The 14,227-nt window shown below is 67.2% G+C and carries 10 protein-coding genes and 1 tRNA gene; 9 read left to right on the forward strand and 2 right to left on the reverse strand.

The window, feature by feature from the left end; all coding sequences use genetic code 11:
* The first annotated feature begins 14 nt into the window (after positions 1–14).
* The 4 genes from IFT54_RS06405 (at position 15) to ahpF (ending at position 2,979) form a co-directional block, all read left to right on the forward strand.
* Entirely contained in the window at positions 15–287 is a 273-nt protein-coding gene (locus IFT54_RS06405) for an HU family DNA-binding protein (RefSeq protein ID WP_031438963.1), read from the forward strand.
* A gap of 73 nt (positions 288–360) precedes the next feature.
* Positions 361–435, forward strand: a tRNA-Val gene (locus IFT54_RS06410).
* A gap of 188 nt (positions 436–623) precedes the next feature.
* Positions 624–1,187 carry an alkyl hydroperoxide reductase subunit C gene (gene ahpC, locus IFT54_RS06415; protein ID WP_031396422.1) on the forward strand — a complete coding sequence of 188 codons (564 nt, stop codon included), beginning with the start codon at positions 624–626 and terminating at the stop codon, positions 1,185–1,187.
* Between the two features lie 208 nt (positions 1,188–1,395).
* Complete coding sequence (gene ahpF / locus IFT54_RS06420; RefSeq protein WP_192069999.1) at positions 1,396–2,979, forward strand: alkyl hydroperoxide reductase subunit F; 1,584 nt, start codon at positions 1,396–1,398, stop codon at positions 2,977–2,979.
* Between the two features lie 286 nt (positions 2,980–3,265).
* Here ahpF and IFT54_RS06425 read toward each other — a convergent pair whose 3' ends face one another.
* The gene (locus tag IFT54_RS06425; protein ID WP_031396424.1) at positions 3,266–3,601 is read right to left on the reverse strand and encodes a DUF6481 family protein; all 336 of its coding nucleotides are present in this window, start codon (positions 3,599–3,601) and stop codon (positions 3,266–3,268) included.
* Between the two features lie 328 nt (positions 3,602–3,929).
* Here IFT54_RS06425 and IFT54_RS06430 point away from each other — a divergent pair, with 328 nt between their 5' ends.
* A complete protein-coding gene (locus IFT54_RS06430) occupies positions 3,930–5,549 on the forward strand; it encodes a hypothetical protein (RefSeq protein WP_031438961.1) in 1,620 nt (539 codons plus the stop codon).
* A gap of 95 nt (positions 5,550–5,644) precedes the next feature.
* On the forward strand, positions 5,645–8,461 hold the full coding sequence (locus IFT54_RS06435; protein ID WP_056680319.1) for a TonB-dependent receptor domain-containing protein: 2,817 nt from the start codon (positions 5,645–5,647) through the stop codon (positions 8,459–8,461).
* A gap of 252 nt (positions 8,462–8,713) precedes the next feature.
* Here IFT54_RS06435 and IFT54_RS06440 read toward each other — a convergent pair whose 3' ends face one another.
* Positions 8,714–9,400 carry a prolyl hydroxylase family protein gene (locus IFT54_RS06440; protein ID WP_192070000.1) on the reverse strand — a complete coding sequence of 229 codons (687 nt, stop codon included), beginning with the start codon at positions 9,398–9,400 and terminating at the stop codon, positions 8,714–8,716.
* 82 nt (positions 9,401–9,482) lie between these two features.
* On the opposite strand from IFT54_RS06440, the gene IFT54_RS06445 reads away from it, so the two are divergent.
* From IFT54_RS06445 to IFT54_RS06455, 3 genes are read left to right on the forward strand one after another with little or no spacing between them, the layout of a single operon-like run.
* Positions 9,483–10,370 (forward strand): type II secretion system protein N, encoded by an 888-nt coding sequence (locus IFT54_RS06445; protein ID WP_446740662.1) that lies wholly within the window; start codon positions 9,483–9,485, stop codon positions 10,368–10,370.
* A 50-nt stretch (positions 10,371–10,420) separates the two neighbouring features.
* Entirely contained in the window at positions 10,421–12,664 is a 2,244-nt protein-coding gene (gspD, locus tag IFT54_RS06450) for a type II secretion system secretin GspD (RefSeq protein ID WP_192070001.1), read from the forward strand.
* Complete coding sequence (locus IFT54_RS06455; protein WP_192070002.1) at positions 12,661–14,226, forward strand: GspE/PulE family protein; 1,566 nt, start codon at positions 12,661–12,663, stop codon at positions 14,224–14,226. The genes gspD and IFT54_RS06455 overlap by 4 nt, the downstream gene beginning before the upstream one ends.
* The last annotated feature ends 1 nt before the right edge of the window (position 14,227 follow it).

Here is a 14,227-nt window from a genome sequence, read left to right on the forward strand (position 1 = left end):
GGGGGATTAACTGTATGAACAAGCAGGAACTGATCGCGACGGTCGCGGACACGTCGGGGCTGGTCAAGGGCGATGCGGTCAAGGCCGTCGAAGCCGTTTTCGACGCGATTTCGGCCGCGCTGAAAAAGGGCGAGGAAGTCCGGCTGGTCGGGTTCGGCACCTTCTCGGTCTCGAAGCGCAAGGCCTCGACGGGACGCAACCCGCGCACTGGCGAGCCGATGACGATCAAGGCGTCGACCCAGCCCAAGTTCAAGGCGGGCAAGGGGCTGAAGGATTCGGTCAACTGATCGACCGATCATGACCGACAGGGCTGGACAGCGCGGCACGCCGCGCTTAAAGGCCCGCTTCCGAACCAGTTTCGGGCGCGTAGCTCAGCGGTAGAGCACACCCTTCACACGGGTGGGGTCACAGGTTCAATCCCTGTCGCGCCCACCAGATTTACGCCGGTCCTCTCCATTGCGAGCGGGCCGGCGTTTCTGTTTTCTGGGTTGTTTCAGTGCCTTAGTCGATCTTTGGCGCCTCTGTGATCGACTGCGTGAATGTACTAGATCGGCATTCTGCATTTCACGCTGCGCCGCAGCATCCCATATATGATGCGTCGCACAATTCTAAGGAGCTACCCCATGTCGATCATCGGCACCCAGCTGAAGCCGTTCACCACCCAGGCCTATCGCCAGGGCAAGTTCATCGAGGTGTCGGACGCCGACGTCACGGGCAAGTGGGCGGTCTTCTTCTTCTACCCGGCCGATTTCACGTTCGTCTGCCCGACCGAGCTCGAGGATCTGGCCGACAATTATGCCGCGTTCCAGAAGATGGGCGTCGAGGTCTACAGCGTGTCGACTGATACCCATTTCTCGCACAAGGCCTGGCACGACACGTCGCCGGCGATCGGCAAGATCGATTACACGATGCTGGGCGATCCGTCGGGCACCATCACGCGCAACTTCGACGTGATGCGCGAAGGCCAGGGCCTGGCCGATCGTGGCACCTTCGTCGTCGACCCGCAGGGTGTGATCCAGCTGATGGAGATCACCTCGGAAGGCGTCGGCCGCAACGCGATGGAACTTCTGCGCAAGGTCAAGGCCGCACAGTATATCGCAGCGCACCCCGGCGAGGTCTGCCCCGCCAAGTGGGAAGAGGGTGAGACCACGCTCGCCCCGTCGCTCGATCTCGTCGGCAAGATCTGAGCCACTGACGGAGCCGGTCGCCCGGCTTCGTCACCAAAGGGGGAGGGGTTCGCTCCTTCCCCGGCCTGCCGGACTTTGGTCTGGCAGCCACCCTGCCGCATGACGCCCTGATGTCGTGCGGCACGGTGGACCCCGGACCCGGTCCGGGGTGACGATTTTCGCGACGGCAGCCTGCCGCGCGTCCCTTTCACCAGACAGGAGAGCGTCCGTGCTCGATGTGAACCTTACCGCGCAGCTCAAGACCTATCTGGCGAACATCGTCCAGCCGATCGAACTCGTCGCCTCGCTCAACGACGGCGCCAAGTCGCGAGAGCTTGAGGGCCTGCTGACCGAGATCGCGGCGCTGTCCGATTCGGTGACGATGGTCCGCAAGGATGACGACAAGCGCCGCCCGTCCTTCATGATCCGCCGCGCTGGAACCGATATCGGCGTGCGCTTCGCCGGTATTCCGATGGGGCATGAGTTCACCTCGCTGGTGCTCGCGCTGCTTCAGGTCGGCGGGCATCCGTCGAAGCTGACGCAGGAGGTGATCGAGCAGGTCCGCGGGCTCGACGGCGATTTCGCGTTCGAGACCTATTTCTCGCTCAGCTGCCAGAACTGCCCCGAGGTGGTCCAGGCGCTGAACCTGATGAGCGTGATCAACCCGCGGATCAGCCATGTCGCGATCGAGGGCGGCGTGTTCCAGGACGAGGTCACGAACCGCAACATCCTGTCGGTGCCGGCGATCTTCCTCAACGGCGAGCCGTTCGCGCAAGGCCGGATGAGCGTCGAGCAGGTCGTCGCGAAGCTCGACACGGGCAGCACCGCGCGCGCGGCCGAGAAGATCGCGGGCAAGGATCCGTTCGACGTGCTCGTCGTCGGTGGCGGCCCCGCCGGCGCGGCGGCGGCGATCTATGCCGCGCGCAAGGGCATCCGCACCGGAATAGCGGCAGAGCGCTTCGGCGGTCAGGTGCTCGACACCATGTCGATCGAGAATTTCATCTCGGTCGCGCATACCGAGGGGCCAAAGCTCGTCGCGCACATGGAGCAGCATGTCGCCGAATATGGCGTCGACGTGATGAACCTGCAGACCGCGAGCAAGCTGATCCCCGCGACTCAGGTCGGCGGCCTGCACGAGGTGCAGCTCGCGAGCGGCGCGTCGCTGAAGGCGCGGACCGTGATCCTGTCGACCGGCGCGCGCTGGCGTCAGATGAACGTGCCGGGCGAGGAGGCGTATCGCAACAAGGGCGTGACCTATTGCCCGCATTGCGACGGCCCGCTGTTCAAGGGCAAGCGCGTCGCGGTGATCGGCGGCGGCAATAGCGGCGTCGAGGCGGCGATCGACCTGGCGGGCCTCGTCGCGCACGTCACGCTGATCGAGTTCGACAGCGACCTGCGCGCGGATGCGGTGCTTCAGCGCAAGCTCGCCAGCCTGCCCAACGTCAAGGTCGTCACCTCGGCGATGACCACCGAGGTGCTCGGCGACGGCAAGCAGGTGACGGGGCTCAGCTACAAGGATCGCAACCACGACACGCTGCATCAGGTCGAGCTCGAGGGGATCTTCGTGCAGATCGGGCTGGTGCCGAACACCGAATGGCTGACCGACACGGTCGCGCTGACGATGCGCGGCGAGATCGAGGTCGATCACCGCGGCGAGACGTCGATCCCCGGCGTGTTCGCGGGCGGCGACGTGACGACGGTGCCGTTCAAGCAGATCGTGATCGCGATGGGCGAAGGCTCGAAGGCGGCACTGGCGGCATTCGACTACATGATCCGGCTCGCGCCCGAGGAGCAGGACGCACTCGCAGCCTGAGGGCGGGGGGCTTCGCCCCTTCCGTCATCCCGGACTTGATCCGGGACCCAGGGCCACGCGCGTTGGCGTTCGTGGCTCTGGGTCCTGACGTTCGTCATGATGACGATGTGTGTGGGGTAAGCGTCACCCGCCTTCGTCATCCTGGACTTGATCCAGGATCCAGAGTTGCGGGCGGTGGTGCTTGTGACTCTAGGTCCTGACGTTCGTCAGGCTGACGGTAAGGCGAGGCAGCGGCCGAAAATCCCGGCGCAAAAGAAAAAGGCCGGGGAAATCCCCGGCCGTTTCCTCACTTCTTCTTGGCTTTGCGCGCCGCATATTTGGCGTCGCGGAGCGCCTTCTTGTCGGCGTCGGACATTTGCGACTTGGCTTCGGCCTCGAGCGCACGGGCTGCGGCTTCGGCAGCTGCAGCCTTCTTGGCGGCCTTGGCCTCCTCTTCGGCATCGCGCTTGGCCTGGCGCTTGGCGCGCTCGGCCTCCTCCTTGGCGGCGCGGGCGGCGGCGCGCTCGGCGGCGACCGCCGGATCGATCGCAGGCTTGGCGCGCAGTTTCTCGAGCGCCTTCAGCTTCGCGTCGTTCGCCGAGGCGGTACGTTCCTGAAAACCGGGGTCCTTGAAAGAGGCCATACTCGTCGAAAATTCCTGTAATCGCGGTGAAATCCGCGGGATTGCCCGGATAAGGGCCTTGCTAGCGTCCGTGCCCCTTAAATCATTGTGCCGCGCAGCGAAAGCGGGGTGATGCACCCCGGGCCCCCGCGATACCGTCCGCCGTCGTCCCGCCCCGGCTCGGCGCGTACCTCGCGGCCCTGGTGTCACATTGCTGAAACACCGCCGTCACTCAGCCGTCATCGAAACCGCATCTCGCTGTCATCTACGCCCCCTAACCGCCGTTGAGAGATCGGCAGGGGGACCCGAGTCGATCCACGCAATCAATGATCGACCGGGAGTTCCGTGAATGACCAGCTTCAAGCGCATCGGCCTTATCCTGCTGACCAGCACCGCCTGTGCGGCGCTGTCGGCATGCGGAGGCGCGGACAGCGTCGCGTCGCCGGGTGCGGGCACCATCGTGATCCCGCCGGCAACGCCGACCCCGACGCCGACCCCCACGCCGACGCCGACGCCCAGCGCGATCACCGCGGCACAGTTCGCCGCCCCGACCACGGTCAACACCATCACGATCACGCCTGACGAGCAGCTCGCAGTCGTCAACGCCGGCACGAACAACAATGTCAGCGGCGTCAGCACCGGCCTGAACGGCCTGTATCCGACCTCGGCGACGTCGCTCACCACGCCGATGGATCCGTCGACGCTCAACAGCTTCTTCACCAGCACGAACTTCGTCGGCGCGCTCAACGGCCCGACCGACACCGCGTTCCAGGGCTGGACCTGCAACTCGACCTCGGCCGAATTCGGCGGCTCGGGCGCACGTTGCACCGCGGTGCCTTCGGTCGGCGCGGTCACCGCGACGAGCGTCTGCCCGACCGGCACGACCGATGACGGCCTGGTCGCGACGTTCCGCGCCTGCCGTCTGCCGACCGTGATCAGCGGCACGCTGACGCTGCCGAAGATCGCCGGCGTCTTCTATCGCCTGCGCGGCCAGACCGAGATCGGCACCGATGTCGGCACGACCGGTGCGGACAATGGCGCGATCCTCAACATCGAGGCCGGCGTCGTGATCGCCGCGGATTCGAGCGAGACGACCAACGACCTGCTGATCGTCAACCGCGGGTCGAAGATCAACGCGGTCGGCACCGCCACCGCGCCGATCGTCTTCACCTCGCAGCAGAACCTGGCGTCGAACGGCGTCAGCGACGCGACGCAGGGCCAGTGGGGCGGGATCGTCATGCTCGGCCGCGCACCGGTCGCGGTCTGCGCCACCGGCACCGGCCCGAACAATGCCGCCGGCAGCAGCACGACCTGCCAGCAGGCGATCGAGGGTGTCACCGGGCGCTTCTATGGTGGCCCGACGGCCGCCGACAGCAGCGGCACGATGCAGTACGTCCAGATCCGCTACAGCGGCATCGCGATCAGCGACGGCAACGAGCTTCAGGGCCTGACGCTCGGCGGCACCGGCTCGGGCACCACGCTCAACCACATCCAGAGCCACAATTCGGCGGATGACGGCATCGAGATCTTCGGCGGCACGAGCAACCTGAAGTATATCGCGATCACCGGCGCGGACGATGACGGCTTCGATATCGACAATGGCTATCGCGGGTTTATCCAGTTCATGATCGCCGCCCAGCGCACGCTCGGTGCGACCGCCGACTCCTTCTCGACCGAGATCGATTCGAACAATGCCGAGGACCTGCTGCCGCGCACGTTCGGCCGCTACGCCAACTTCACCTTCATCCAGACCGCGCTGGCCCCGGCCGCGATCCGCCTGCGTGGTGGTGCGGACATGACCTTCGTCAACGGCGTCGTGAAGACCCCGGCGAACGTCGCCTGCGTCAACATGATCGCTGGCGAGCAGACGACGGGCGGCCGCACGACGGTCCGGCCGGCGGATGCCGCGCTGCAGGACGTCGGACCGCCCGCGTTCAGCTCGGTCTACTTCGCCTGCCAGGGCCGCTGAGGCGGGCGCGATCTGAATGCGCCGTGATGCCGGGGCGGTCCTTGGGGGACCGTCCCGGTATTCGCCTATGACTTTACGAATCGGGATTACAGGCCATGTCCAAGCGCCGCGCCTACGGAACACTGCTCCTCCTCACCTCGACGCTGGTCGCGCCCGCTGCGCTCGCGCAGACCGCGCCCGCGCCGGCCGCACCGCCGCGGCCCGCCGCAACGCCGCAGGCCGAGGCGGACCAGACCAATGCCGCGACGCCGGGCACGACGGCCCAAGAGCAGACCACACAGCAGGCCACACCACAGGCCGCACCCGAAGCCGGCGTCGAGGTCTCGAGCCCGGGCTATGACGCCGCGGCGGGCGAGGACATCGTCGTCGTCGGGCGCAACATCCCGAACACAGTGCGCGCGACCGCACAGATCGTCTCGGTGCTGTCGAGCGCGGACATTGCACGGACCGGCGAGGGCGACATCGCCGGCGCACTGACGCGCGTCACCGGCCTCAGCGTCGTCGGCGGCGGCTTCGTCTATGTCCGCGGCCTTGGTGATCGCTATTCGTCGTCGCTGCTCAACGGTTCGCCCTTGCCGAGCCCAGAGCCGCTCCGCCGCTCGGTTCCGCTCGACATCTTCCCGACCGCGATCGTCGGCTCGGCGCTGGTCCAGAAGACCTATTCGGTGAACTATCCCGGCGAATTCGGCGGCGGCGTGATCAACCTCACGACCAAGGCGATCCCCGAGAAGAACTTCCTGAGCATCGGCGGGTCGATCTCCGCGGACACGGTGACGACCAGCGAGCTCGGCTATACCTATTATGGCGGCGATGCGGACTGGATCGGCTTCGACGACGGCGCGCGCAAGGTGCCCGCCTTCATCAAGAACGCGCCCGGCGGCACCGGGATCATCCCGACCGACCAGGTCGCGCAGCTGACCAATGCGAACACGACGCTGCTCCAGCGCAACAACCAGCTGCCGGCCAACTGGTCGGGCGAGCTGAGCGGCGGATCGGTGTTCGACTTCGGCTCCGACCGGCTGGGCATCATCGCATCGCTGAGCGCGAGCAACACGTTCCGCACGCGCTCGTCGACTCAGCAGGATTCGGTGTCGACCGACGGCACGCTGCGCAACGATTTCCAGACGCTGCTGACCGACAACCGGATCGTCACCAACGCGCTGATCGGGCTGGGGTACGAATTCGGCCCGAACACGATCCGCTCGACCACCGTCTATATCCACGACACGCTGAAGCAGGCGCGCGGATCGTCGGCGACCGTCTACAACAACTCGAGCGGGCTGCGTTTCCAGCAGAACACCAACTGGTTCGAACGCCAGCTGTTCGAGAGCCAGCTGGTCGGCGAATTCAAGCTGACCGACGCGCTGAAATTCGACGCGCGCGGCGCTTATGCCAATTCGAAGCGCAACGCGCCGTACGAGCGGCAGTTCGACTATCTGTGCTCGGCGACCACCACGACCGGCCTGCCGATCAGCGTCGAGGCGCCCAATGGCTCGGACGGCGCGCAGTGCAACGGCGCGTACCAGGTGACCCAGCGCTTCACGCCGTTCGCATCGATCATCTTCAGCGAACTGAACGAGGATCTCTACACCGGGCAGGGCGACCTGTCGTACAAGCTCGACACCGAGCGGCCGATGACGCTGTCGACCGGCTATTTCTATTCGGACACGAAGCGCAATTCGACGCGCCTCCAGTTCAACTATCAGACCGCCGCGGGCGGCGGCACCGCGCCGGGCTATCCGTACAACCTGCTGCGTCCCGACTATCTGCTCGGGATCGATTCGCTCAACGCGAACCAGATCCAGCTGCAGTTCAGCACACCGCTCGGCGCCTATGCCTATGACGCGTCGCTGCGCATCCATGCGGGCTATGTCCAGGCCGAGGCCGAGGCGACCGACGGCGTCCGCGCGACGATCGGCGTCCGCTACGAGACCGCCGAGGAGCAGGTGACGCCGATCGGCACGACGACGACGCGGCTGAAGAACGATTATTTCCTGCCCGCCGCGACGCTCACCTACAACTTCGCGAACAACATGCAGCTGCGTGCGAGCGCGTCGAAGACGATCTCGCGCCCGCAGTTCCGCGAGCTCGCGCCGCAGCAGTTCCGCGATCCCGAATCGGATCGTCTGTTCTTCGGCAACCCGCTGCTGAAGGACTCGGAGCTCTACAATCTCGAGGGCCGCTACGAGTGGTTCTTTGCGCGCGACCAGCGCTTCACGCTCGGCGGCTTCTACAAGGAGATCAAGAACCCGGTCGAGCAGGTCGGCTTCTACACCGGCGCGGACGACCGGCTGCAGACCGGCTTCACCAACCTGCCCGAGGCGACGCTGTACGGCGCGGAGGTCGAGCTCCAGAAATATTTCGACCTCGACTTCCTCAATTCGGACTTCTTCGCGACGCGGCGCGCGCTGTTCATCGCCAACTACACCTATTCGAAGTCGTCGATCACCGCGGACAATAGCTGCGTCCCGAACGTGCTCAACCAGACGCTCGGCGGGTGCCAGGCGGGCTTCGGTCCGGCCTCGCTCCAGTTCCGCGACGGCGCGTCGCTGACCGGCCAGTCGGATCATCTGGTCAACGTCCAGGTCGGGCTCGAAGATACGGCGTCGCTGTCGGCAATCACGCTGCTGTTCAACTATGCAAGCAACCGCGTGACCAACCGCGGCCCGTCGAACCTCAGCGGCGTCGGCTTCCAGCCCGACATCATCGAAAAGCCCGGCATCCGCCTCGACCTGGTCGCACGGCAGGGCTTCGAGCTCGTCGGCGGCAAATGGGAGCTGAAGGCCGAAGCGCGCAACCTGACCGGCACGCGGTTCCAGGAAGGCCAGACCTTCGACAATGGCGCGCAGGTGTTCATCAACCGCTACAATCTTGGCCGGGTGTTCACGCTGGGGCTGAGCACGACGTTCTGAAGCTGGGTGGCGGCGGGGCTGGGCCGGGGGGGCTAGCACCGCCCCGTCATCCCGGCGGACGCCGGGACCCAGGGTCACAGGCGGCGCGCTGCGTGGCTCTGGGTCCCGGGTCGAGCCCGGGATGACGATGTTGGGGTAGCGTGGCGTACACCGCCTCCGTCCTCCCGGCGAACGCCGGGACCCAGGGTCGCGGGCGGCACGTTGCGTGGCTCCGCATCCCGGGTCGAGCCCGGGATACCGGGGTAGGGACGGTTACCCCCAGGGGCGCTCGCGGTACCATTTCGTGATGACGTATTTGACGCCGCTGCGGACCTTCATGCCGTGGTGGAGCGTCGCGGGGTTGGGCGTTCCGTCGGGCCGGCGGTTGTTCCAGGCGAGCAGCTTGCCCGTCTCGGGCTGGACGATCTTGTCGATCGCCTTGAACCGCGTCGCGCCGCCCGCCTCGGGCTGGTTGAGGTAGACCATCACGGTCCAGGTGCGATTGCCCGCGACGCTGCAATAGCGGTCATAGTCGACACCGGTCGGCTCGAAATAATCGGTGTGTCCCTTGAACTCCTGCCCGACCGCATAACGCTGCCCCTGGAGCGGTTCGCCATAGATGCCGTCGAGCCCGGTCAGCGCGGCGATCCGCGCCTCGACATCGATCACCACCGGATCGGCGGGGTCGAGGTCGCCCGTTTCGCTCGTACGGTAGCTCGCATCGCCGTTCGAATCGGAAATCGTCGACGGGCGGCGGACGGCGTCGATCCGTTCGAGCAGCGCGGCGCACAGCGCAGGCGACAGGAAGCCGCGGTTGAGGAACAGCGTCAGCTTGGGGCTCGGCACGCGCTGGACCCCGGGGGCCGCGGTCAGCCGTGCGACGACCGGCTCGGCGGGCAGGCCGCTGCCGAGCGAGACCGGAGAGCGGGCGGGCGGCGTGTCGGTGGAGGGGGTGACCATGATGCTGTTTTGCCGGGCAATCCGCGCTTGCGCCAGCGCGGCATAAATCTATCGCCAGATTGACGCGTAACTGTAACATGGCATGCCTAGCGCCATTGGGGGCGCCAATGGCGGCGGCACCGCGTCGGGAGGGGGTTCGCTCATGCGATTGACGATCGACGCACGTGCGCGCCGTATCCTGCGGCGGCTGCCCGTGATCACGGTATATTCCGCCGCCGAGCTCGCGCTGATGGCGGGGCTGGCGGTGCAATGCGCGCGGCTGATCTGGGTCGCGGTGGCACCGGTGACGCCGCTCGGCGCGTGGCGCCCGGCGGCGATCGCACCCGCGGGGGCGAACGCCGACATCCTGCGCAGCTTCGACCCATTTTTCCGGCTGGGCGCGCCCGCCGGCGCCGGACCCGCGACCGTCACCGCGCTGCAGCTGACGCTGTTCGGGACGCGGATCGACGATGCGACGGGTCGGAGCTCGGCGATCATCGCGGGCGCGGACAGTGTCCAGACCAGCATCGTCGTAGGCGAGGAGATCCAGCCCGGCGTCCGACTGAAGGCGGTCGCGTTCGACCATGTCACGATCGATCGCGGCGGCGTCGACGAGGACCTGTTCCTCGACCAGTCCGACGCGGTCGCGCCGGTATCCCCGACCGGCGCAGCGCCGGGCGCGGCGCCTCCGCCAGGCGGCGCGGGCATCGCGATCGGCCAGTTGCGCAGCGAGATCGGTTTCATTCCGCGGATCGACGGCGGCCGCGTCAGCGGGCTGACGGTCCGGTCGCAGGGCTCGGGCAACGCATTCCGCCAGGCGGGGCTGCGCGACGGCGACATCGTCACCTCGATCGGCGGGCGTCCCGTCACCGGGCCGGGCGATCTCGACCGCATCGCCGCCGACTTCGCGCAGGGCGGCAACGTGCCCATCACCGTCGAACGTGGCAAGGATACGTTGCCGCTCGCCATCACGATTGCGCCCCCGCAATGATCTCCGGCATGACTCTCGCTTCCCTTCCCCTTTCCAAGACCAAGGCTGCAATGAAGAATCTGGTTTTCGCCTCGGTCCTTGCTCCGGTGCTGGCGCTGACGCTGGCGGCGGAAGTGCGCGCGCAGACGACGCTCAACGTCCGCGACGCCGATATCCGCGCGTTCATCGCCGATGCCGCCAAGGTCACGGGGCGCACCTTCATCATCGACAACCGGGTGTCGGGCAAGGTGACCGTCGTCACCGACCGGCCGCTCAGCCGGTCCGAATATTTCGAGGTGTTCCTGTCCACGCTGCGCGCCAACGGACTGGTCGCGGTGCCGACCTCGAACGGGGCGTTCCGCGTCCAGCCGCTCGACAATGCCGCGTCGCAGCCGAGCCGGATCGGCGTCGCGGGGGCGGCGCGCAACAGCTATGTCACCGAGATCATCCGGCTGCGCGCGACCGATGCGGCGAGTGCGGTCGACACGGTCCGGCCGCTGGTCAGCGCGCAGGGGTCGGTCACCGCGAACCGCGGCGGCAACAGCCTGGTGGTGGTCGATTTCGCCGACAATATCCGCCGCATCCGCGAGGTCATCCGCCGGGTCGACACCGACACCTCGTCGACGCGCGTCGTCGCGCTCAAGAATGCGAGCGCGCGCGACATCGCGACCGCGCTGCAGGGTCTGATCGGCACCGGCGGAGCCGCGGGCGGCGCGCAGGGCGGCGGCGCGGGATCGGGACCGACCGCGTCGGTGGTCGCGGTCGAGGGATCGAACGCGGTCGCGCTCCGCGGCGATCCGACCACGGTCGCGCGACTGGCGCAGGTCGCCGCCGACCTCGACCAGAAGGCGCGCAACGGCACCGAGATCAAGGTCGTGTTCCTTGAAAACGCCGATGCCGAGCAATTGCTGCCGGTGCTGCAGGAACTGGTCGGGCAGACCCCGACCCAGCCGAGCAGCCAGCCGCTGTCGCGCTCCAATTTCGGCGCGAACAGCAGCAGTGGCAGCAATGGCGGCGGATCGGGCTTTGGCGGTACCCAGCAGGCGCAGGTGAGCCAGCCGGTCCAGTCGAGCGGCGGATCATCGGGATCGGGCTCTGGCCAGCCCGCGATCACCGCCGCGGGCGGGCGCACCGCCGCGGTCGTCACGCGCTTCATCGGCGCCAACGCGATCGTCATCGCCGCGCCCGCCGAGATCCAGCGTCAGCTCGCCGAGGTGGTCCGCCAGCTCGACACGCGCCGCGAACAGGTGCTGGTCGAGGCGATCGTCGCCGAGGTCTCGGACACCACCGCACGGACGCTCGGCGCGCAGTTCATCGTCGGGGATCCCAGCGGCGGCGCGTTCGGCGCGTCGACCTTCTCCAATTCCGCGCCGAACATCCTGCAGATCGCGGGTGCGATCGGTGCGACGCAGCTCAATACCTCGACCACGACGACGACGAACACCGACGGCAGCACGACGGTGACGAAGAACACCAGCAGCGCCGCCGACACGCTCCAGCAATCCGCGATCAGCTCGATCCTCGCCGCGACCGGCGGGTTCGGTGGCTTTGGCGGCAAGATCGGCAGCACCTTCTTCGGCGCGATCATCAACGCGGTGAAGAGCGACACGACGTCCAACCTGCTCCAGGTCCCGCACCTCGTCACGCTCGACAATCAGGAGGCGCACAGCCTAGTCGGGCAGGAGATCCCGATCACCACGGGGCAGGCGCTGTCGAACAATTTCGACAACGCGTTCCGCACCACGCAACGCCAGAATGTCGGGATCGAGCTGACCGTGCGACCGCAGGTGAACTCGAGCGGGACGGTCAAGCTCAACCTCCGGCTCGAGGTCAGTTCGATCGCCGGGCCGGTGTCGAGCGACAATAGCGACCTGATCCTCAACAAGCGCGAGGTCGAGACGGTGCGGACCGTCGACGACGGCCAGATCGCGGTGATCAGCGGCCTGCTCGACGACAACGAGCGCCGCACGATCGAGAAGATCCCGCTGCTCGGCGACCTGCCGGTGCTCGGCCACCTGTTCACGTCGAAGGCGAAGCAGCGGTCGAAGACCAATCTGATGATCTTCATCCGGCCGACGATCCTGCGCACCGCGGGCGACAGCCGGCGGATCACCGAACAGCGTTACGGCTATCTGCGGTTGCAGCAGGGGCTCGCCGAGCCCGAGCGCGAGCCGTCGATCGATCAGCTGGTGCGCGATTACATGGGCGCGGCGCCGCCGATCCCGTCCGCGCCGATCCCCGGCAGCATCGAGGATCCGCGGATCGCGGTACCGGTGCGCAGCACGAGCACGGTCTTCCGGCCGGTGAAGAAATGATCATCCGCGAGGGGCATGAACTGGGCGCCCTTAGCCCCTCCCCTGAAGGGGAGGGGCTTGATGTCGCACTCCCCCAGATCACCATCCCCTATGCCTTCGCGCGCAAGTTCGGCGTCGTCGTCGACCACACCGACCCCGATTCGCCGCTCACGATAGCGATGCGCGCGGGCGCGGACCCGAAGGTGCTGCTCGAACTACGCCGCTATCTCGGCCGCCCGTTCGCGATCGGCACGGTCGAGGCGCCCGCGTTCGACCGGCTGCTGTCCAACGTCTATGCGATGGACGGCCAGGCCAATGCGCTCGCCGCGGTCGGGATGGGTGACGAGCTCGATCTGCTCGCGGGCGACATGCCGACCGCGGAGGATCTGCTCGACACCGCCGACGACGCGCCCGCGATCCGGCTGATCAACGGGATCATCGCGGACGCGGCGCGCAATGGCGTGTCCGACATCCATATCGAGCCGTACGAGACCGGGCTCGTCGTACGCATGCGCATCGACGGCGTGCTGCGCGAGACGTTGCGCATGCCGCCCAACGTCGCGCCGGTCGTCGTCAGCCGCATCAAGGTCATGGCGCGGCTCGACATCGCCGAGCGCCGCGTGCCGCAGGATGGCCGCATGGGGCTGACGCTGGGCGGCAAGCTGCTCGACGTCCGCGTCTCGACGTTGCCGAGCCGGGCGGGCGAACGCGTCGTGCTGCGTATCCTCGACAAGGAGAATGCCGGCATCGACCTCGAGGCGCTCGGCCTGCCGCCCGCCTTGTTCGCGCTGCTGAACGAGGCGCTGAGCGAGCCGAACGGGATCATCCTCGTCACCGGGCCGACCGGTTCGGGCAAGACCACCTCGCTCTACGCCGCGCTGCGCCTGCTCAACGACGGCAGCCGCAACATCCTGACGGTCGAGGATCCGGTCGAATACGCGGTCGACGGGGTCGGCCAGACTCAGGTCAATCCCAAGGTCGGGCTGACGTTTGCGGCGGGGCTGCGCGCGATCCTGCGTCAGGATCCCGACGTGGTGATGGTCGGCGAAATCCGCGACCGCGAGACCGCCGAGATTGCGGTGCAGGCGTCGCTCACCGGGCATCTCGTGCTGTCGACCGTCCATACCAACGACGCGATCGGCGCAATCACGCGAATGCGCGACATGAAGGTCGAGAGCTTCCTGCTCGCCTCGACGCTCCGCGCGGTGATCGCGCAGCGGCTGGTGCGGCGGCTGTGCCCGACCTGTCGCAAGGCGGTACCCGCATCGGACACGGTCGCACCGCTGCTCGGCATCGCCCCGGACCAGGTGGTGTACGTCGCGCAAGGCTGCGACGACTGCAACCAGACGGGTTACAAGGGCCGGATCGGCGTGTTCGAGGCGGTCCGCATCGACGACACGATCCGCCGCCTGATCAATACCGACGGCGCCGAATCCGACATCACCGCGCATGCCTTTGCCAAGTCGCCGAACCTGGCGCAGTCGGCGCGCGAGCTCGTCCTGTCGGGACAGACCACGGCGGAGGAAGCGGTCCGCGTCTCGCGCCGCGACACGACCGAAGTCGTCGAGGTGGCGGCGGCATGAT

Source organism: Sphingomonas sp. CFBP 13714 (assembly GCF_014842205.1).
Lineage (GTDB): Bacteria > Pseudomonadota > Alphaproteobacteria > Sphingomonadales > Sphingomonadaceae > Sphingomonas > Sphingomonas aerolata.